This is a genomic window from Pseudomonas sp. MF08817 (assembly GCF_059862705.1).
Genome location: NZ_JCBCUY010000010.1, coordinates 104,512 through 123,257 on the forward strand (window position 1 = coordinate 104,512; position 18,746 = coordinate 123,257).

The 18,746-nt window shown below is 64.3% G+C and carries 16 protein-coding genes, 1 pseudogene and 1 riboswitch; of the genes and pseudogenes, 9 read left to right on the plus strand and 8 right to left on the minus strand.

Annotation, left to right across the window (positions count from 1 at the left end; translation table 11 throughout):
• Positions 1–266: 266 nt before the first annotated feature.
• The 3 genes from AC19YR_RS08445 to AC19YR_RS08455 all read left to right on the plus strand — a co-directional run bounded on the left by AC19YR_RS08445 (position 267) and on the right by AC19YR_RS08455 (position 4,479).
• Positions 267–1,976 (plus strand): sulfatase-like hydrolase/transferase, encoded by a 1,710-nt coding sequence (locus AC19YR_RS08445; protein ID WP_500597963.1) that lies wholly within the window; start codon positions 267–269, stop codon positions 1,974–1,976.
• Positions 1,977–2,090: 114 nt separating this feature from the next.
• Positions 2,091–3,587 (plus strand): hypothetical protein, encoded by a 1,497-nt coding sequence (locus AC19YR_RS08450; RefSeq protein WP_500597964.1) that lies wholly within the window; start codon positions 2,091–2,093, stop codon positions 3,585–3,587.
• Positions 3,588–3,591: 4 nt separating this feature from the next.
• On the plus strand, positions 3,592–4,479 hold the full coding sequence (locus tag AC19YR_RS08455; protein WP_176465158.1) for a serine protease: 888 nt from the start codon (positions 3,592–3,594) through the stop codon (positions 4,477–4,479).
• Between the two features lie 237 nt (positions 4,480–4,716).
• On the opposite strand, the gene hglS is transcribed toward AC19YR_RS08455, so the two are convergent.
• The gene (gene hglS, locus AC19YR_RS08460) at positions 4,717–6,105 is read right to left on the minus strand and encodes a 2-oxoadipate dioxygenase/decarboxylase HglS (protein ID WP_095110735.1); all 1,389 of its coding nucleotides are present in this window, start codon (positions 6,103–6,105) and stop codon (positions 4,717–4,719) included.
• A gap of 204 nt (positions 6,106–6,309) precedes the next feature.
• On the opposite strand from hglS, the gene AC19YR_RS08465 reads away from it, so the two are divergent.
• Positions 6,310–7,362, plus strand: coding sequence for a diguanylate cyclase (locus tag AC19YR_RS08465; RefSeq protein ID WP_500597965.1), 1,053 nt, complete (start codon positions 6,310–6,312; stop codon positions 7,360–7,362).
• Between the two features lie 246 nt (positions 7,363–7,608).
• Here the strand turns inward: AC19YR_RS08465 and AC19YR_RS08470 are convergent, their stop codons facing one another.
• From AC19YR_RS08470 to AC19YR_RS08500, 7 genes are all read right to left on the minus strand, one after another.
• Entirely contained in the window at positions 7,609–8,532 is a 924-nt protein-coding gene (locus tag AC19YR_RS08470; protein WP_095110733.1) for an ABC transporter substrate-binding protein, read from the minus strand.
• A complete protein-coding gene (locus AC19YR_RS08475) occupies positions 8,525–9,283 on the minus strand; it encodes a (2Fe-2S) ferredoxin domain-containing protein (protein WP_500597966.1) in 759 nt (252 codons plus the stop codon). The genes AC19YR_RS08470 and AC19YR_RS08475 overlap by 8 nt, the downstream gene beginning before the upstream one ends.
• Entirely contained in the window at positions 9,283–11,250 is a 1,968-nt protein-coding gene (locus AC19YR_RS08480; RefSeq protein WP_095110731.1) for a TonB-dependent receptor plug domain-containing protein, read from the minus strand. The genes AC19YR_RS08475 and AC19YR_RS08480 overlap by 1 nt, the downstream gene beginning before the upstream one ends.
• Positions 11,251–11,349: 99 nt before the next feature.
• Positions 11,350–11,553: riboswitch (cobalamin riboswitch) on the minus strand.
• Positions 11,554–11,710: 157 nt separating this feature from the next.
• Complete coding sequence (gene astA / locus AC19YR_RS08485; protein ID WP_095110730.1) at positions 11,711–12,745, minus strand: arginine N-succinyltransferase; 1,035 nt, start codon at positions 12,743–12,745, stop codon at positions 11,711–11,713.
• 55 nt (positions 12,746–12,800) lie between these two features.
• Positions 12,801–13,817, minus strand: coding sequence for an arginine N-succinyltransferase (locus AC19YR_RS08490; protein ID WP_095110729.1), 1,017 nt, complete (start codon positions 13,815–13,817; stop codon positions 12,801–12,803).
• 202 nt (positions 13,818–14,019) lie between these two features.
• Positions 14,020–14,766 (minus strand): N-formylglutamate amidohydrolase, encoded by a 747-nt coding sequence (locus AC19YR_RS08495; protein WP_095110728.1) that lies wholly within the window; start codon positions 14,764–14,766, stop codon positions 14,020–14,022.
• On the minus strand, positions 14,763–15,617 hold the full coding sequence (locus AC19YR_RS08500; RefSeq protein WP_500597968.1) for a MurR/RpiR family transcriptional regulator: 855 nt from the start codon (positions 15,615–15,617) through the stop codon (positions 14,763–14,765). Before AC19YR_RS08500 ends, AC19YR_RS08495 begins: the two co-directional genes overlap by 4 nt.
• Before the next feature lie 278 nt (positions 15,618–15,895).
• Here AC19YR_RS08500 and AC19YR_RS08505 point away from each other — a divergent pair, with 278 nt between their 5' ends.
• The 5 genes and pseudogenes from AC19YR_RS08505 to AC19YR_RS08525 all read left to right on the plus strand — a co-directional run bounded on the left by AC19YR_RS08505 (position 15,896) and on the right by AC19YR_RS08525 (position 18,737).
• Positions 15,896–16,447 carry a histidine phosphatase family protein gene (locus AC19YR_RS08505; protein ID WP_500597970.1) on the plus strand — a complete coding sequence of 184 codons (552 nt, stop codon included), beginning with the start codon at positions 15,896–15,898 and terminating at the stop codon, positions 16,445–16,447.
• Positions 16,448–16,456: 9 nt separating this feature from the next.
• Entirely contained in the window at positions 16,457–17,218 is a 762-nt protein-coding gene (gene cobF, locus AC19YR_RS08510; protein WP_095110725.1) for a precorrin-6A synthase (deacetylating), read from the plus strand.
• Positions 17,219–17,267: 49 nt separating this feature from the next.
• The gene (locus AC19YR_RS08515; protein ID WP_500597972.1) at positions 17,268–17,840 is read left to right on the plus strand and encodes a DJ-1/PfpI family protein; all 573 of its coding nucleotides are present in this window, start codon (positions 17,268–17,270) and stop codon (positions 17,838–17,840) included.
• A 130-nt stretch (positions 17,841–17,970) separates the two neighbouring features.
• A pseudogene (locus AC19YR_RS08520) lies at positions 17,971–18,099 on the plus strand (ABC transporter substrate-binding protein); the annotation flags it as partial.
• Positions 18,100–18,206: 107 nt separating this feature from the next.
• Entirely contained in the window at positions 18,207–18,737 is a 531-nt protein-coding gene (locus AC19YR_RS08525; RefSeq protein WP_500597974.1) for a GNAT family N-acetyltransferase, read from the plus strand.
• Positions 18,738–18,746 lie beyond the last annotated feature (9 nt).

The following is an 18,746-nucleotide window of genomic DNA, read 5'->3' on the forward strand; positions in this document are numbered from 1 at the left end:
CTGTGAAAGCCTCTCGCCAGATTTACACGACGAACGGCTGTAGGCCTTGATTTGGAAGGGCTGCGCAGCCGTCTGCGTCAGAAATGAGACGGTTCGTTTTTTGACGCTTGTAAAAATGAAACATGAACTTGCTCTTTGCCCAGGTGCTGCTAGTTTTCGAGTCGATTCATCAGAAAAACGGCACGCGAATTGCTATCGCCAAATTATTGACTCTTCGCCCTGCGGTTTTTTGATAAAGGCTATCGAGCCTTCTTTCCGGGGACGCCATGCGCCACAGCCTCAAACCCATCTTGCTTGGCCTGTACCTGCTCACGGGCCTGGGCCAGTACCAGGAACGCCTCGCCGCCCTAGGCTGGGGCTGGCCGCTGCTGGCCTATGGCGTGTTGTTCGCAGCGCTGGTGCTGGCACTGTGGCTCACTGCTGCCATCCGCCCACCTGTGCTGCGCTGGGGCCTGGCCGTGGTGTTGGCGGGGGCGGCGGTATTTTTCGAGGGCTACGCGAGGGTGACAGCCAGTTACCTGACCTACAGCCAGTTTGTCTCGCTGGTGTACTCGGCCGGGTTTATCGGGGAGGCGTTGCAGCAATACGGCGCGGCGCTCATCTGGCCCTTGGGCTCGGGGTTGTTGCTGTTGCTGGGGATTGGCGTGGCGCCGCGCCAGCCTTCGCGGGTGCCCCAGGTGCTGGCGGTGGCGGCGCCCTTCGTGGCCGTGCTGGCGCTGTCGGTGTTGTTGTTCGCCCGGGCGGGGGCTGGGGCCATGGGCCTGCCGGGGTTGTTCACGCCCCTGGTGTACCTGAACCTGCTGGCCTACGAGAGCGCCCAGGCCTCCGTGGGCTCGCGCCAACCGGTGACCCTGGCGCGCCAGGGTGGGGCGGTGGGGCACGATATCGTATTGGTGATCGACGAAAGCGTGTCGGGCAACTACCTGGACATCAACACCCCCGGCGGTGTGCCCAGCCACCTGGGGCAAGCGCCCGCCGGGGTGGCTATCTTCAACTTCGGCTATGGCGCCGCGATTGCTAATTGCAGTGCCGATACCAATGTCACCCTGCGTTTTGGCGGCACCCGCGAGGACTACCTGCGGATCAACGCCACCCAACCGTCGATCTGGCAGTACGCCCGCCAGGCCGGGCTGGCCACGGTGTACATCGACGCCCAGCGCACCGGCGGGCATTTGCAGAACCTGATGACACGCCTGGAGCGTCAGGACATCCAGCGCTTTATCCAGTTCGATGACGTCCCCGTGCGTGACCGCGACATGGCCGTGGCCCGGCAATTGATCGATTTGCTCAACGACGGCCAACCGCAGTTGGTGGTCATCAACAAGGTGGGCGCGCACTTTCCGGTGCACGACAAATACCCCGACGCCTTCATGCGCTACCGGCCGGCGCTGCCGCGCGGGGGCTATGCCGATATCTCCGACACCGGCGCGCGCGACGGCTTCGACGGCCGGCCGGACGACTGGCAGCGCTACCGCAACGCCTACCAGAACACCTTGCTGTGGAACGTCGGCGAGTTCTTTGCCCGAGTATTTGCCCAGGCCGACCTCAGCCGCGCGGTGCTGATCTACACCTCCGACCACGGCCAGGACCTGCACGAACGCGGCAACCCGGGGCTGGACACCCATTGCGGCAGCGACCCGATGCCAGAAGAAGGGCTGGTGCCGCTGGTGGTGATCCAGGGCCGCCAGTTGCAGACCCTCGACTGGCAAGCCGCACTGCCCGGCAACAAGGACCGTTCCAGCCACTACAACATTTTTCCTACGTTGCTGGCGCTAATGGGCTACGACCTGGCGGCCATCCGCCCGCTCTACGGCAAGCCCTTGAGCGAACCCACCGAGGATGCGTTCAGCTTCAATTACCGCTTCAACGCACGCCTGGGCGCTAAACCACTGTTCAAACACATTGATCTGGGCCAGGTCGTCACGCCCCCCGGCCCCGTTGATTTCACACTAAGGCCAAGCGCTTTTGGTGATTAGACAGATTAATGGCCTACTGCTAGCGTTGTCGGAAAGTCACCACGGGTCATCAACTTAAAAAACAATGCAGGGATGCAGTCAGTTCCTTGCCAAGGTCATAAAGGGAAGGAAATCATGCGCCTTGTCAGTCTGTGTTTGGCAACTTCGTTAGTTGCCGGTTGTGCGTCTGCGCCTGCCAGTAAAGCGCCTTCTTCGGTGATTGAAACGCGGGTGGGGTGGCGCACTCAGTGTGGTGTGAAAACCATTACCAACAACACGGCCTACCAGTCAGTGGTGGGGGCTGCTGTGGTTGCCATTGTGGTGCCGAAGTTGATCTCGGGGGCCATTGATGCCGGGGCCGATTACTTGAAAGCGGCAGGGCAGAGCAAGGCGGTGAGTAGCCAGGCGCGGGTCGACGGCAAGTTTTATGACGTCACCGAAGAGGGGGATTTAAAAAAGAGTGATGGCAGCCGTTGCCTGGAAATTGTCCGCGCCAACTTCGGTGACCCTACCAAAGATACGGTTGCCGAGCATCCATGGGCTGACGGAATCACTAACTTCGCAGGGATAAATAATGTCCAGTTCAGGCTGTCAGCGATTGCGGTGGTAGTGGAAAAACAATACTTAAAGTTGATTCCTACCTACTTCAAAGTTGAGAAATTTCAGGAAAGCTCCTGGTTTAAGAAAACTCGGGATTATTCAATCGCGGTTACCTTTGCCACGCCGGGCAGTGCTGCGCCCTTCAGCGCCTTCGAGTTCAAGTTCGCCGGCGTCAGGGCCGGGGACGAGAAGCAGATCGGCGATATGGTCGGCATGGAGAGCTTGCCCGTCCCCTTGCCCGCGGACATGGCTGACGCGAAGGTCGCCCAAACCCGCCAAGAAGCCCAGGCGGCGCCCTATGTGCTGGCCTACGACATCATCAATAGCCGCTACCGGCACGACCATCCCAAGACGCCCGCGCTGCCGACTCGGCCCCCGATTTACGACACCTCGGTGCAAGCGGCGGCGCAGGCCTATTGCCACCAGTTGCAGCAACACAATCGCAGTGTGCCGCGCAACTTCGCGTTGAACGACGAGCGTTGTACCTATGGCAATGAACCTTCGCGCTTGGCGTTGGAGAAGGGCCTCAAGGACGCCTATATCAGCGATGCGCAAGTGAGTTGGGCCAATTCGGTCTGCCAAATACCGCCCACCCGCAATGCAGAGGGAGAGCTTGAGGCCCAAAAGTGCTCGACACTGCCAACGGTCACTGGCACCACCGGCTACTTCATCACCACCGCCACCCTGGTGGAAACCCGCGAAGGCAGCAAGTTCGCCGCTTACCTGGGCAATGCGCTGGCTGCCTCCAAGGACGAACTCTCGACGCTGGTGCAATCGAAAGTGATCCCCGCGCAACGGGAAGCGGCCCGGGATGCGGCGGACAAGGCCAAGCGCGAAGGCTATGAGGGCATGCTGCAAGCCGACTACGCCGTGGAGTACGCCCAAGCTGTGCTGATTGAAACCAGTGCCGTACCCGACATTCCAGCTTCGCAGCTGAGCGCGGCCAAGGCCAAGCTGCTGGACAGCAAGATCAAAGCCAACAAGGCCTACCGCGATGCCGGGCGGGCCGCCCCTTACCCGCACCTGGACTGATGCCATGGGCTTTAAAAGAATGAGCGCCCGTTGGGCGCACGCGGCGCTGCTGGCACTCGCGGTGGCGAGCCTGGCCGTGGCGGACACGGCAACCATACAAATGGCCTATGACTTGTTGACCAGGGGCGGCACGCGGGTGGCACAGGGCAGTAACACCTGGCAGGTGGCGATGCTGCGCAAGGACCAGCCCCGAGCGGCGGGAGCCTTTTGCAGCGCCACGTTGATTAACGACCAATGGGCTCTGACCGCCGCCCATTGTTTTCACAATGGCGAGGGCGACTGTAAACAGAACCTGACTAGGAACGGGTTTTACTTGTTGCTCGGCTCGGTCACCCTCAACGAGCAAACCCCGGCCTATCAGGTTGAAGAGGTGGTGATTCGCCCCGGCTATGACTGCAAGGCCAAGTACTACGACATCGCCCTGGTGAAATTGGCCAAGCCGGTGCCTGGCCTGCATGCCATTGAGCTGCCGGATGCGGCGCAGGAAAAGAGTGTGGTGGCGGCCAAGCCGCAGTTCCACGTGGCCGGCTGGGGGGCCCGCAGTGACTTGGGGCTGGGCTCGCGGGATTTGATCCAAGCCTCGGTGCCTGTGATGGAACACGCCGCCTGCAAGCACTTACGCCCGAATCTGCCGGGCGGGACCTTGTGTGCTGGTGACCAGGGCGGCGGCGACGCCAAGCGCGCCTGTCGCGGTGACAGCGGCGGTCCGTTGTACGTGCTGGGCAAGGACAAGCAGGCGATGCAACTGGGCATCGTCAGTTTTGGCGAGGGCTGCGAGGACACGCCGCTGCCGGGCGTGTACACCCAGGTGTCCGTGCACAAAACGTGGATTCAAGACACGGCCAAACTCGATTGCAGGGTGCTCGATAGCCGTGGCTACGAGCGCTGCTGAGCAGGCTTGTAAATGGTCGGACTGGTGAGTTCAAGAAGGCTCTAGGCCGGGGGTTTCAGCGGGTTCTGCGTTGCCCGGAAAAAACCTTGAAATGAGCGCCCACAGCGCGCTTTTCCTGGATTAGAATCCACCCCGTTCGCCCAGTGTCACGGCTCTTTACCGGTGCATGGATTGCCGAGGCCACTGCACTGGGCGAACTCCCTTCTTATTCCTTCCCGCGTTTCATTCCCGTTCCTGTTACCCCAGCCCCAGCACCTTGAAGCACTGCTCCAGGGAGCGTTGTTGTGTCTGGGCGTAAAGTGCCAATTCGTCGATGGTCGGGCGGCCCAAGGCTTGCTCGAAGGCCTGGCGGTTGGACGCCGAATCGTAGTGCCCCTGGCCGTTGTCCCCTAGGTTGGACTGGAAGATCCCCGCCGCGCTGACCGGCAGGAAATCCTCGTACACCACTGGCTCGAAACCGAGATGGCCGGCGGCGACCAGCGCCTCCAGGCCCGCGTTGGCAGGCAGTTGGCCGGCGGCTTCCTGGCCCTTGGCCGTGACGAAATAGCGGAAATAAGCCAGGCCCTGGTCCCGCAGGTTGGGGTAGTCGTCGGGGAAGTCGGCAAAGTGCTCGGCCAGTAATTGCTCGTAGCGCAGGGCGTTGCTTTCGTTGGGGAACGCTTGCAGGGCGTCGCGGGCGCTATCGAGCAAGCGGTCGTAGAGGGCGCGGCCGGCCGGGGTCAGGGCGGCGCCGCGTTGTTCGATCTCGCCGAAACGGGCGCTGTGGCTGCCCTGGCTGGCATCTTGGCCGGCAAAAGCGATGGCCTCGTCCAGGGCCTTGAAACTGGTTTGGCGCAACAGGATCGGGCAGTGGCGGCGCGGTGGGCCTTCGATCACAGCTTTGGGGGTGATGCCGTGGGCGGGCATCTGCGCCTGCACGGCGTCGATGTCCAGGGTGCGCGGGGTCAGGTGGTTGATGTGGGGGCCGGGGAAGGCCACCACGTCGGCCACCAGGCGATGTTGCTGGCTCAGTTGCTGGTACTGCGCGGCGCTGACCGTGGCGCGCGAATGCCAGCGGAAGGTTTCCAGGGCCTGGGCGACGAATGCATTGGCGTCACGCTCGTCGAGGCCGCCCTCGGTGTGGGCCTTGTCGATCAGGGCCAGGGCGGCGGGGGTGAAGATCTCGCGCCGGGCCAGGGTGGCGCGGGCGAATTCGCGCAGCGGCGGGTTGTCGATCAACTCCAGGCGCAGCAGCGAGGTGAACACCCGGAACGGGCTGACCTGCAACGCCGCCTCGTGCACGGCGCGGAACGCGGTGGAATGCACCGGCACCCCGGCAGGCGTGAGGTCGTAGTAGCCCACCGGCTCCATGCCCATGACCGCAAAGAGGCGGGCGAGGGTGGCCAGTTCCGCCTCGGTGCCGACGCGGATGGCGCCGTGGCGTTCCAGGTCCAGGCGTTCGATTTCGCCGGTCATGCGCAGTTGCTCGGCCACCTGGCGGTCGTTGGCCAGCACCCGGGCGTTGGTCTGCGCGACCAGTTCCATCAGCACGCCGTACAGCGGCACTTCGTGGCGGTACATGTCGGACATGGCCCGGGAAAAACGCTGGCGGATCAGGTCGGGGCTGACAAAACGCGGGTGGCTCATGGCGGTAGGTTCCAGGCAACAGGGCGATGGCGCGATTCTGTTGGGCAAGCGGGGGGCTGGCAAACGAAGTTTCTTCCCGACTTCATTCTTTGCCGGACTGCTGTAGGTGCCTGGATCGCGGTCTGCCGGTCGGTGATGGCTATTTGACGTTGCCCTGATAGACTCCCCTCACGCTGTTTACCTGTCACAGGAGTTTGGCCCCCGATGCCTCACACCGGCGACAAGGGACGTTCACTGGCAAGGAGGCTTTACAGCTCACGTACCCTGGGCCTGGCCCTGGGGTTTATTTGCGTGGGCGCGGCGATGTATCCGCTGCACCCGCCGGCCTGGGTCTGGGCCTTGATGCTGTTCAACGGCTTTGCCTGGGCGCCGTTGGCGTACCTGTGCTCGCGCCTGGCCAAGGCGCCCTACGACAGCGAGCGGCGTAACCTGCTGATCGACTCCTACATGGCCGGGTTCTGGGTCGGCGCCATGCATTTCAATCCGCTGCCCAGTGTCACCTCGCTGTCGATGATGGCGATGAACAACGTCGCCATCGGCGGGGTTCGCTTTCTGCTGGCCGGGTTCATGGCCCAGGGCCTTGGCGTGGCGACTTCCCTGATGATTTTCGCCCCGTTGTTCATCCCCCAGACCACGCCTGTGCAGTTGTATGCCAGCCTGCCGTTGCTGAGCCTTTACCCGCTGGCGCTGGGCTGGATCTGCTATCGCCAGGCCGCCACCCTGGGCCGGCACAAACGCGAGCTGCTGGCCCTGAGCCGCACCGACAGCCTCACCGGCCTGCTCAACCACGGTGCGTGGAAGGATCAACTGGACCTGGAGTTCCAACGCTGCCGCCAGCAATCACGCAGCGGGGCAATTGCCTTGATCGATATCGACCACTTCAAGACCATCAACGACACCTACGGCCATGTCGCCGGCGACATCGTGCTGCGCCAGTTGAGCCGCATCCTCACGCAGAACCTGCGCGCCAGCGACATGGCCGGGCGCTATGGCGGTGACGAGTTTTGCGTGATCCTGCCGGATGTGCCCCTGCACAGCGCCGCCCAGGTGATGGAGGCCCTGCGCGAGCGCTTTGCCTGCCTGGGCTATGCCCAGAGCCCGAGCCTGAAAGTCAGCCTGAGCATCGGCCTGGCCGCCTACGACCCGGCCCACAGCGACGCCACCCTGTGGCTCAGCCACGCCGACCAGGCCTTGTATGCCGCCAAGACCACGGGGCGTAATCGGGTGATTTGTGGAGTGGCGGCGTCGGTGGGCTGAAGCACCTTGTAGGAGCAACTGTCTTACCCTTACCCCTGGTCACCGCCACTGCGTGCCGCCCTCGCGAGCAGGCTCGCTCATACAGAGGAAAATCACAGTTCAACTGTGGGAGCGGGCCCGCCCGCGATGAGGTCGGTACAGCCGATGCCCCTCTAGCGCTTGCAATGCCGCCATCGCGGGCGGGCCCGCTCCCACAAAAGCCCGGCAACGCGGCCCACAGAGGTCGCTCTTTACGCTGTGAAACCCCTACCGCTTGCCCGCCATGGCCTTGAACCGCTTGGCCAGGTCCAGGGCCACGGCGCCGCTGGCCGGGGTGGGCACGAGGTGGGCGAAGGGGATGTCGATCAGGCGGTTTTCCCGCACGGCGCGCAGGCGTGAGAGCAGCGGGTCGGTCTGGAGCAGGTGGCGCTTGCGGCTGGCCGGGGACCACACGGCGTCGGCCAGCAGGATCACGTCGGGGTCGTTCATCAACAGCACTTCATTGCTCACGTTCAGGCGTGGGATGTCGACGTCGGCGAAGCTGTTGCGCCCGCCCGCGGCGGCCAGCAGGGCGGTGATAAAACCCCGTGTGCCGACGCTGTGCAGGCCATTGACCTCGCTGTCGAGGTAGAACACCGACAGCACTCGGCTTTCGTCATGCAGCGCGCGGGCGCCGGCCAGGTCGGCGTCCAGGCGGGCGATCAACTGCTTAGCGCGCTCGGGCTGGCGCACCAGCGCGCCGAGGGTGCGTAGGTCGTTGCGGATATGCCCGAAAAAATCCAGGGAGCGGCCGTCGCAGGCCGATTCCATCAAGTAGCTGGCGATGCCGTTGGCGCCCAGGGTGGCGCGCGAGGTCAGGTTGTTGTCGAACGCCGAAGCAAAGCCGCCCACCACCAGGTCGGCATGCTGGCTATAGAGCACTTCGGCTGAAGGGTAGAGCCGGGAAATCACCGGGATGGCGCGATAGGCGCCGTGTTCAATGGCTGCGCCGTCGTCGTCGATATAGGCCACGCCGGCCAGCAAGTCGCCGGCGCCGAGGCTGAGCAGGGTGTCGGCGCTGTGCTGGTTGAGGGCCACGATGCGCTGCGGCGGCTGCGCCACGGCCCAGGTTTGGCCGCAGTTGCCATAGGTTTGGCCAAAGGCTGGGGCGGCCAGGCACAGCCACGTAGCGGCAACGAAGAATCTACGCATCGGGCACGCCTCCTGGGGGCGGATGGATCAGCAGGGCCGCAACCGGCCTATTGCCCAGCAGGTGTTCGTCCACCAGGCGCCGGGCGTCGTCGTCGGTGGCGATGCGGTACCAGCAGGCATCGGGGTAAACCGTCAGCAGCGGCCCACGGTTGCATGGGAACTGGCAAGCGGTGCGGGTCAGCAGCACGCCGCCCGGGGTTTCTACCAGGTGATGGTCGAGCAAATGGCGGCGCAGGGTTTTCCACCGCGCCAGGGCGCCCCGGCGCACGCAACGCGGGCCGGTGCACAAAAACAGGTGGCGGGCGTGGGCCGGCGGGTGTTCCCAGCCTGGGTCGGCGGCCACCGGGGCCACCCGCTCGCAGGGCAAGTGGCGCTCGCTGCGCGCCACCTCGGCGCACACCGCGTCGGCCTCCAGGCCCCGGCGGCCGAGGGCCGAGGCGGTGACCCAGAGCCTTGGCGCCTGCGGGTGGGCGGCCGCGCGGCGCGCCAGCTCATCGCGCAACCAGTCCAGGTAGGCGCTGTCGGACGCGGGCTCCAGGTCCACCACCAGCACCTGCTCGCCGAGGTGCTGGCGCGGTGCTTGGAGGGCCTGCCAGAGCCCGTCGAAGCTGTGCAGGGTGTCGATGATCCGCTCGTTCGGCGCCGCGCCGCGCAAGGTGCGCAACGCGGCGGCAAAGGCCTGGCCTTGCGAGCCGTCACGCAGGCCCGGGCCGACGAACAGCACCTGTTGGTATGGGCGTGGGGTGTTCATCAGAAGCGGTACGTGTAGCGCACTTCGCTGGTGAACGGGCGCCCCAGGTTGTCCACCGAGCTGGCGCGGCTGGTGACGTAGTCGCGGTCGAGCAGGTTTTCCACCAGCAGGCTGATGCGGTGCTGGCGGGCGTTGTCGAGGTAGCGGTAGGCGTCGGCGTCCACTACCGCGTAGTGGCCGTATTCCACCTCCTTGGCGCCCACCACGCTGCGGATGTAGCGCACCGCGCCGGCCACGCCCCACAGGCGATTGTCGGCGTCGAAGGCCAGGCGCGAGCGGGCGAAGAAGCTGGGGATGTTGGTCAGGGTGACGCCGTGGTTGCCTTCCACCAGGTTGCGGGTCATGTCCGCCGACAGGCTCCAGCGCTCGTCCAGCTGCCATTTGCCGTCCAGTTCGACGCCGCGCACCCGCACCTCGCCCTGGCTGTTGGTCCAGTGGATGTCGTCCAGGGCAATCAGGTCGGTGATCTTGCGCCTAAACCCAGTGACGCTGGCACTGAAGTCGCGGTTCAGCAGTTCGCCCTTGTAGTCCAGCCCCAGCTCGGCGTTGCGGCTTTTTTCGGGCTTGAGGTTGCGGTTGCCGATTTCATCGTCTTCGCGGGCGAACAACTGTTCGGCGTTGGGCAGCTTGTAGGCGCTGCCGTACTGGCCGCGCAGCTGCCAGTTGGGGTTGAGGTCATAGAGCGAGGTGAGCATGCCCACGGTGGCGCTATCGCCGCCGCTCATGGCTTCGTGGCGGATGCCGAGGCTGGGGTGCCAGTCGGGCAGGGCGGCGATCACCGGGCGCAATTGGGTGTAGAGGGCGTGGGCCTGGGCCTGGTTGTCGTCGATGATGAGCACATCGTCCTGGCCCTTGAACCACTGGTTGTCGGCGCCGAACACCAGCACGTGGCCGCCGTCCAGTTCGGCCTTGCCTTCGGCCTGCACGCCCCAGTCGGTGAAGCCCCAGTAATCCTTGTCGTTGACCACCGTGGTGGCGCCGCCCGGGGCGTTGTTGATGCGGGTGTAGCGGGTGTCCCAGTCGTTGACGTGGCCTTTGACGAAATAGCTCAGGCGTTCGCTGAGGCTGTGCTCGAAGGTGGCCGTGGCGATTTGCTGCACGCGGTCGTTGGTGGTTTTGCGGTTGTTGGCGGGCCGGGCGAAGTCCAGGTTGGCGTCGGAGTATTGGTAGAACAGCTCCAGGCGCGCATCGTCGCCCAACGCCTGGATGGCCTTGGCACCGAAGGTGGTGACCTCGTAGGAACGCTTTTTGTCCGTGGTGTTGGCGCTGTAGTCGCGGTTACGAAACGGTTGGTAGCCGTCGGAGACGTTGTGGCTGACGTAGGCCAAAAGGCCCAGGTCGCCCCAGCCGTTGCTGACGATGCGCTCGGCGCGGGCGTCGCCTGTTTTGCCCATGAAGCTGTCCAGGCCCAGGTTGACCTCGCCGCCGATGTCGCGGCTTTGCGGGCTGCGGGTGACGATATTGATGACGCCGGCCACGGCCTGGGTGCCGAACAGCAGGCTCTGGCCGCCCTTGAGCACTTCGATGCGCTCGATGGCGTTGGCAGGCAGGGTGTCGATGTAAATGCCGCCATACAGGCGATTGTTCAGGCGCACGCCGTCGAGCAGGATCAGGGTGTCGTCGTTGCGCCCGCCCAGCAGGGAATAGGTGCCGTAGTCGAACGGGCCGTTTTTCGGCGCCACGTATAGGCCCGGTACGTACATCTGCAGGACGCGGGAGATGTCGCTGCTGGGGCCGGCGCGCTCGATCTGCTCGCGGCTGACGATCTCCACTTTGCTGCCGTACTTGGCCATCTCGGCGACGGTGGTGGATTCCACGGACGGAGCGCTGACGGTTTGTTGTTCGAGGGTCAGGGCGCTGTCATCGGCCAGCAGGGCCGGGCTCAGGAGGGCGCCGCACAGGGCCGCGCAGGCATGCAAGGGCGCAGGACACAGGGCCCGGGCACGCAAGGTTTGGAGTTGATTCATTTTTTGGTCTTCTCGAAAAAGTTTCTTTCGCAGAAGCACGCAGGAGAAAGTACCGGGCACACGCCGATACCGGCCCATGCCCGCCCACCGCAGGTTTTTGCCAAACAAACATTCCAGGCCGGTCTCCGGGCTTGCGAGGCTGGAGGGGTTCGCCTTCCCATGCCGTGAGGCACAGTGGCTGATTGAACCCATCACTCGCTTACCGTTGCGGGGGCAGCACCGGACTAGCCCTGGGAGGGCGCACCGGTTTCCCGTTTCACCTCATGCACGGCGGCAGGAGGCACCTGAAACAGGGCGGCATCTGAACACTGGCATGACCGTTCGTCAACCTTGGCAGGTGTTTTGGGGAGACTGGTGTAGCAAACGGGCTCGCCCGCGCTCGGTCGCGTAGCGGCCGTAAAAATTGGCCCGGTGCCACACCACCGAGGGGCGCTGCGCACCCCAGCGGCTACCGCGAGGGTTACGCGGCGACAGCTTGCATGTGGCGCAGGGCCATGGGCACGGCGCGTACCGATTGGCCGGGTTGCAGTTGCAGGCGTTTGGCGGTGAGGCGGTCGATCAGCAACTGATTGCCCACCAGGCGCGCCTTGGCGGCGGTGATACGGCAGTTTTCCAGGCGCCGGTTGTGGATCAGCCAGGTCGGGGCTTCGTCGTCCGGGGTGCCGATGCTCAAGGTCAAGGACTGGCTGTCGCGCACGGCACGGATGTTGCCCACCGCGGCTTCGATCAGCGGGCCGCCATCGAAAATATCGATGTAATTGTGGTAGCTGAAACCCTCGGCCTGGAGGATCTGCGCCGCGTGCCGGGTGTTGGGGTGCATTTGGCCGATCACCGCTTGCGCCTCTTCGGTGAGCAGGCAGGTGTACAGCGGCTGGCGCGGCATCAGTTCGGCGATGGAGGCCTTGTTGCCCATCACCGAGAGGTGGTCGGCGTGGAAGAAGTCGCGCTTGAAGAAGTGCCGGCCCAGGCTGTCCCAGAACGGCGAGCAGCCTTCTTCATCGGTGCAGCCGCGCAGCCCGGCGATGAGTTTTTCGCCGAACAACTCGGGGAACTCAGCCACGAACAGCAGCCGCGCCGTGGACAGCAAGCGGCCATTGCCGACGCTGCGCAGGTCCGGGCGCAGAAACAGCGAGCAGAGCTGGGATTGGCCGGTCATTTCGTTGTTCAGGAACAGGGTCGGAATGTGCCGCTCGATGCCCAGTACCGGCGCCGAGTTCACCGTCAGGCCAACCCGGTAGTTGTACCAAGGCTCGCGCTCGCCCACCGCGCCAGCCAGGGCGCTGACGCCGAGCAGGCGTTGGTCGTCGTCTTCGAGCACGAACAGGTAGTCAGCATCGGCGCGCTCGACCTGTTGGGCGAAGGTGCGTTGCGACCAGCGCACCCGATGGGCCATGCGCTCTTCACTGATGGGCAGGCTGGTCAGCGCGGGGTCTACATGCCGGGCCAGGTCCTGCAACGCGGGCAGGTCAGTGATATTCACCGGGCGGACGATCATGGTGCAGCTCCTTGGGCGCGCCTATCCAGGCGTAGTTCTTGGGCTCGGGGCAAGGTCACAGGGCGATCAACCGCACAGTGCGGCCCTCGTCCAGGCGCAAGGCTTCGAGCATGTCATCACTTAGGCCGACCTTCCCCTCCAGGGGTTCCTCCAGTTCGGCGACGATGGCGCGGTAATCGCGCAGTTTGTCGTTACTTAGCAGGTAGCGGCCCAATTTGCCGCTGGGGGCCCGGCGCACTGTGGTCAGAAGCTGGCTGCGGGCGATGGAGCGGATGTTAGCGGTGCGCGCATAAAGCGTTGGGCCACCGTCGAAGATGTCCACGTAGCTGTGGGGTTCGAAGCCTTCGCGCAGCAGCATGTCCATGGCGTCGCGGCCATCCGGGTGGGGTTTGCCGATACAGTCCTGGGCCGCTTGCGGCAGCATGGGGATGTAGATCGGGTGATGGGGCATCAACAGGGTGATGGCTTCGCGGCTTTGCAGGCCACTGAGGCGCTCGGCCTCGGCGTAGGGCAGGTCGGTGAAGTGCTTGCCCAGGGCATCCCAGAAGGGCGAACTCATGTCTTCGCTGTAGTAGCCGACGATCTCGGTGATGGCGGCCTCGGCAAAACGCCGCGGGTGGGCGGCCATGAACAGCAGGCGTGCGCGCGACCCCAACTCGGCGTAAGGCCCGCGCACCAGGGCGTCGTCGACGTGGAAACCGCGCAGCAAAGTGTGGCCGTTGAGGTCCTGGCACAGCGACAGCGCCGGCACTGCGTGCTGGATGTTCAGCTCCCGCGAGGTGCTGATGAAGGTGCGATTGCGCAGGCTGTAGAACGGCTCTTTGAAGCCGATGGTGGCGATGATCTCGGCGCAGCCGTGCAGGCGCTGGCTAAAGCTGTCCTGCAGGACGAAGAAGTAGCTCTCGTCGGCGCGCTCGTCCACGTCCTTGGCGAAGGACCGCAGGGAGCCATCGATTTTGGCCTGCAACAGCGAGGTGTCATCCGGTAGGGATGTGACGCCCAGCAGACTTTCGCGGGCCAGTTGCTGCAAATGGGGCAGGTCGGTTGACTCGACTGGGCGTAACACCAGCATGGATGCACTCCTGTATCAATGGGCTCCTACGCGCCAGCTTTGGCGGGATGAGCCTGACTATCACTGTCTTTTCCACGGGTTTGACCCCGGTCACGGCCAATGGGCGGGGTGCCGGTGCTTATTGTGCGCTCTGCCTGGCGCTCGATGGTATTGCAATGCTATGCCAGGTCATAGCGTCGGTGCGCTTGTCGGCGATCAAGGTTTACAACAGCGGCGCCAGATACTCCGTCCAGCGCTGCACGGCTTGCGGGGTGCGCAGCAGGTCGTTGCGCACCTCGATCAATACAGCATCGATCCCCCGGGCATCGCCGTGCACGGGCACGGTCATATCCGACAGGGGGTCGATTTCATAAGGTTGGTTACCGGCCGCGTTCAGGCCGTGGCGTTGCAGGCCTTCGACCACGCGTTGGGCGTAGGCCTGTGCCCGAGCATAGAGCACCCCGGCTTGCAGTGTGCGCGGTTGGCCGAAATAGATCGGCGTAAAGCTATGGATGCCGACGACGCGCACTTCGCGCCCGGCAACGGTGCGTGCTTCGATCAGTTCCCCCAGGCGGGTGTGGAAGGGTTTGAACAGGCACTGGCGGCGGTAGTCGCGGGCGGCCTCGTTCAGGCCCTGGTTGCCGGGGATATCGTAGATCTCGCTGCGCACCGGGATGCTGTCGGCGGCGTGGCGTGGGCGGTTGAGGTCGATCAGCAGGCGCGAATAGTTAGCGCTGAGCAAGGTCGCGCCCAGGGCCTGGGACAAGCCGCGAGCCAGCTCCAGGGCGCCGATGTCCCAGGCGATATGCTCGGCGGCCGCCTGCGGGCTCAGGCCCAGGTCATTGAGGGCCGGCGGAATGTAGCGGCTGGCGTGCTCGCACACGAGGATCAGCGGGTGGCTCGAGTCTTCGTGGTGCAAAGTATATGGGGGCTGCTCGTAGAGCCCGGTTTCGGCAGTGGGCAAGGTCATCTTTCCTCCAGCAGGTGGACACCGAACTCGTTGCGCAAGGCATCCACGCTATCGAGTCGCTCCGCCAGGTCGGGGCTGCGGCGGGTCATGCAGGCGATCAGCGCCTCGACCTGAGCCATGGCCGGCAGCAGGGTGTCGAATGCCGCGCCCGAGGCCACCGGCGCGCTGATTATCAGGTCGGCCAATTCGCGCAACGGCGAGGCGTAGATATCAGTGAACAGCACCACCCGCGCATGCCGGGCCTTGGCCGCCGTGGCCACGCGCAGGGCACGGGCCTCGTAGCGGCGGTAGTCGAAGATCACCACGGTGTCGTGGTGCTGCACCTGGAGCATGGCGTCGGCCAGCCGAGCGCAGTCTTCCAGGGCATGGCAGCCGGGGCGGAACAGGCGCAGGTGGCTGAGCAGGTATTGGGCCAGGTGATGGCTGAAACGGCCGCCATAGCAATGCACCAGGTGGCGGTTGTCGAGCAGCCATTGCACGAGGATGCGCACGTCTTCGGCCTGGGTCAGGGCCTGGGTTTCCTGAAGGGCGCGTTGGCAGTCGTGCAAATACTGGCCCCAGGTATCGTCCTGATGAACCTGGGCATGTTGTTGCAAAAGGGCGCTGGGGGAGCGCAGGCGCTGGTCCATGTCGCTGAGCAGGGCTTCCTGGAATTCGGCGTAGCCAGGGAAGCCGAGTTTCTTGACCAAGCGCACGATGGTGGGGTCGCTGACTCCGGCCCGCTCGGCGAGGCGGGACATGGCGCCCAAGCCGTTGCGCGGGTACTGATCGAGCAGCGCACGCACGACTTTGCGTTCCGAGGGGGTCAAATCCAAGGCAGCGCTGGTTATCAAGTCTCTGAGGGGGGGCATCCTGGCTCCGGCACGGGCAGTGTCGTTTTTGTTTCATAGTCCGTTAAAACAGTATTTGTGTAATCAACACTACATGTCTAGTGAATTTTTGCTGCTGTGGATACCCCTTCAAAATACGCAGAATTGCCTTACAGCAAGGCTTGCGCAGCGCGTGCCGGCCATGGGCCTAGCGTTAGGCCGCAAAAGCACCAATAGGGGAAGAACCCGAGAAAATGCCTACGACAAATGCTACAAAGCCCCACATTCCGAAGCGTTCGATTCCCCCATGGAGGCCCTCCGTGTTAGCCACCCGCTTGACCCTGGTCTGCCATGGCCGCACCGCAGCACAGAAATTCGCGCGTTTTGCCTTGGACGAACCGCTGCTGGAGCCAGGCGCAGTTGCCATGCTGCCCCCGCCCTGGCAACTGCTCAGCGCCCCTGAACTGCGGGCCCGGCAGACCGCCGCACAGTTTGGCTGTGCGCCAACCCTAGAGCCGGCACTGCGCGACTGCGATATGGGGCGCTGGGCCGGGTTACCGATCAAACAGCTGCAACGCGACGAGGCCCCAGCCCTGGAGTGCTGGTTGAGTGACAGCAGCAGCGCGGCCCATGGTGGCGAGTCGATAGCGATGTTATGCCACCGGGTCGGCACCTGGATGGACAGCCTCACCACCCGCCCCGGTCATTGGCTGGCGGTGAGCCACCCGCAGGTGGTGCGCGCGGCCCTGGTGCATGCCCTGCAAGGCCCGCCGGGGGCGTTCACGCTGATCGATGTCGAGCCCTTGGCGCGCATCCATTTGCAATTCAATGGCCGCTGGCGCCTGCGCTTGCCGGCCCCTGGCGAGGAGTGAAGGCACCACATGAAAACAATCCTGATTATCGGCATCGGCGCCGGCGACCCCGAGTACATCACGATGCAAGCGGTCAATGCGCTGAACCGGGTCGATGGCTTTTTCATCCTGGACAAGGGGCCAGCCAAGGAAAAACTCACCGACCTGCGCCACGAAATCTGCCAGCGCTACATCAGTGCTGGGCGCGCTTACCGCTTCATCGAAGCCCACTGCCCCGAGCGCGTGCGCGGCGGTGTGGACTACAGCGCCAGCGTGGCGGACCTCAACCGCGACAAGCAAAACACCTTCGAGCGCCTGATCGACGAAGCGCTGGCCGACGGCGAAACCGGCGCTTTCCTGGCCTGGGGCGACCCGGCGTTGTACGACAGCACCATCCGCATCCTGCGTGCGATCCTCGCCGAGGGCCGCTGCCACTTCGAGTTCGAGGTAATTCCCGGTATCACCAGCGTGCAGGCCCTGGCGGCGCGGCACAAAGTACCCCTCAACCGCATCGGCCGCAGTGTCGAGATCACCACCGGCCGGCGCCTGGCGGCGGGGCAGGTGAGCGACGCCGACAGTCTGGTGGTGATGCTCGACGCCGAGGACGCCTATCAGCAGGTCGCCAACCGCGACCGCTACATCTATTGGGGCGCCTACCTGGGCACGGCCGACGAAATCCTCATCGCCGGGCCGCTCAAAGAGGTCGCCGACGACATCCAGCGCACCCGCCAGGCCGCACGCCAGGCCAACGGCTGGATCATGGACACTTACCTGCTGCGCGACCCCGACTGACCCGCGCCATGCTAGATTCCCCGCCCCTGCCATCCGAAAAGGACTTCCCATGACCCGCGCCATCACCCTGATTACCGAGAATTTTTCCGACTGGGAAACCGCCCTGATTAACTCCACGGCCCGTTGCTATTTCGGTATCGAAACCTTGTACGCCGCACCCGGTGGCGCACCGCTGACCTCCAGCGGCGGTCTGTCGGTTACACCGCAGTTGGCGATCGAAGACATTCGCCTCGAGGAGGTGGACCTATTGATAGTTTGTGGCGGCACGATCTGGCAGACCGAACAGGCTCCCGATGTCAGCGCCCTGGTGCGCGAGGCCCATGAGCGTGGCCTGATCGTGGCCGGCATCTGCGACGGCACCCGGGTGCTGGCCCAGGCCGGGATCCTGGACCATGTGGGCCACACCTCCAACTCGGCGGCTAACTTGGTGCAGACCGGCTATGCCGGCGCCGCGCACTACCAGGACGTGCCTTATGCAGTGGCCGATGGCCGGGTGGTCACGGCGCCGGGTTCGGCACCGGTGAGCTTCATGGCGCAGATCGTCGGCCTGCTCGGCTTGGCTGGCCCGGACCTGGACACCTACCTGGCGCTCCACGCGGCGGAACACAGCAAGCCGCGGTAGGCCTCGAAGCAGGCAATAAAACAGTGATTTTTTATAACGGGGCTGCGGCAACTGAACAACGTGCTGCGAAACAGCCTCTTTGAGGTGGCAGGGTGCCTGGACGCGATGCCCGCTGACGCGGGCAAAGGCCTATGAAGGCGCTCAGTACTTCGGCGGCGGTGCCGGCACCGCCGTGCGTAAGGGCGACGCGGCGTTGGCCGAGCGCTTCAATCGTGCCATCGAGCCAATCCGCCCCAATGGCAAGTACCAGCAGGTGTAGGCCAAATACTTCAACCTTGACGTTTACGTTCACAGATCCCGGCCCCGCCAAAGCGGCCTGCGTGCAAGCGCTGAACGTTTTTCATGGGGCCTGGCAAGGAGCCAGCCATGTACCTGTTTGAAACCCCTAGGCTGCTGGGGCGGCAACTGACCCGCGAAGACCTGCCGGCCCTGGGCACAATGCTCAGCGACCCCGAGGTGATGCGCTTTTCCGTGGGAGGGGTGTGCGATGAGCACGCCACGCGCCGCTTCTTCAATGCTTGCCTGGACTGCTACGCCGCCCACGGCATGGGGCCTTGGGCCTTGGTGGACAAGGCTTCCAAGGCGTTCGTGGGGTTCTGTGGAGTATCCCCGGAGCAGGTTGGCGATGTGCAGGAGCTCAACCTCGGTTATCGATTGGCCCGACGCTTCTGGAACCAGGGTTTGGCCACCGAAGCCGTGAAGGGTGTGCTGGCGCATGTGTTCAGCCGCCGGCAATTGGCCTCGGTGGTGGTGATTATCGAACCGGCCCACAGTGCCTCGCTGAAGGTCGCGCAAAAGGCCGGGTTCAAGGATTTTCAGGTGCTGGACTTCCATGACCGGCCGGTGCGCTTGTACCGCATGAACCGCAGTGAGGCGAACCTGGCTGATCTGACGTAATGAGCGTTT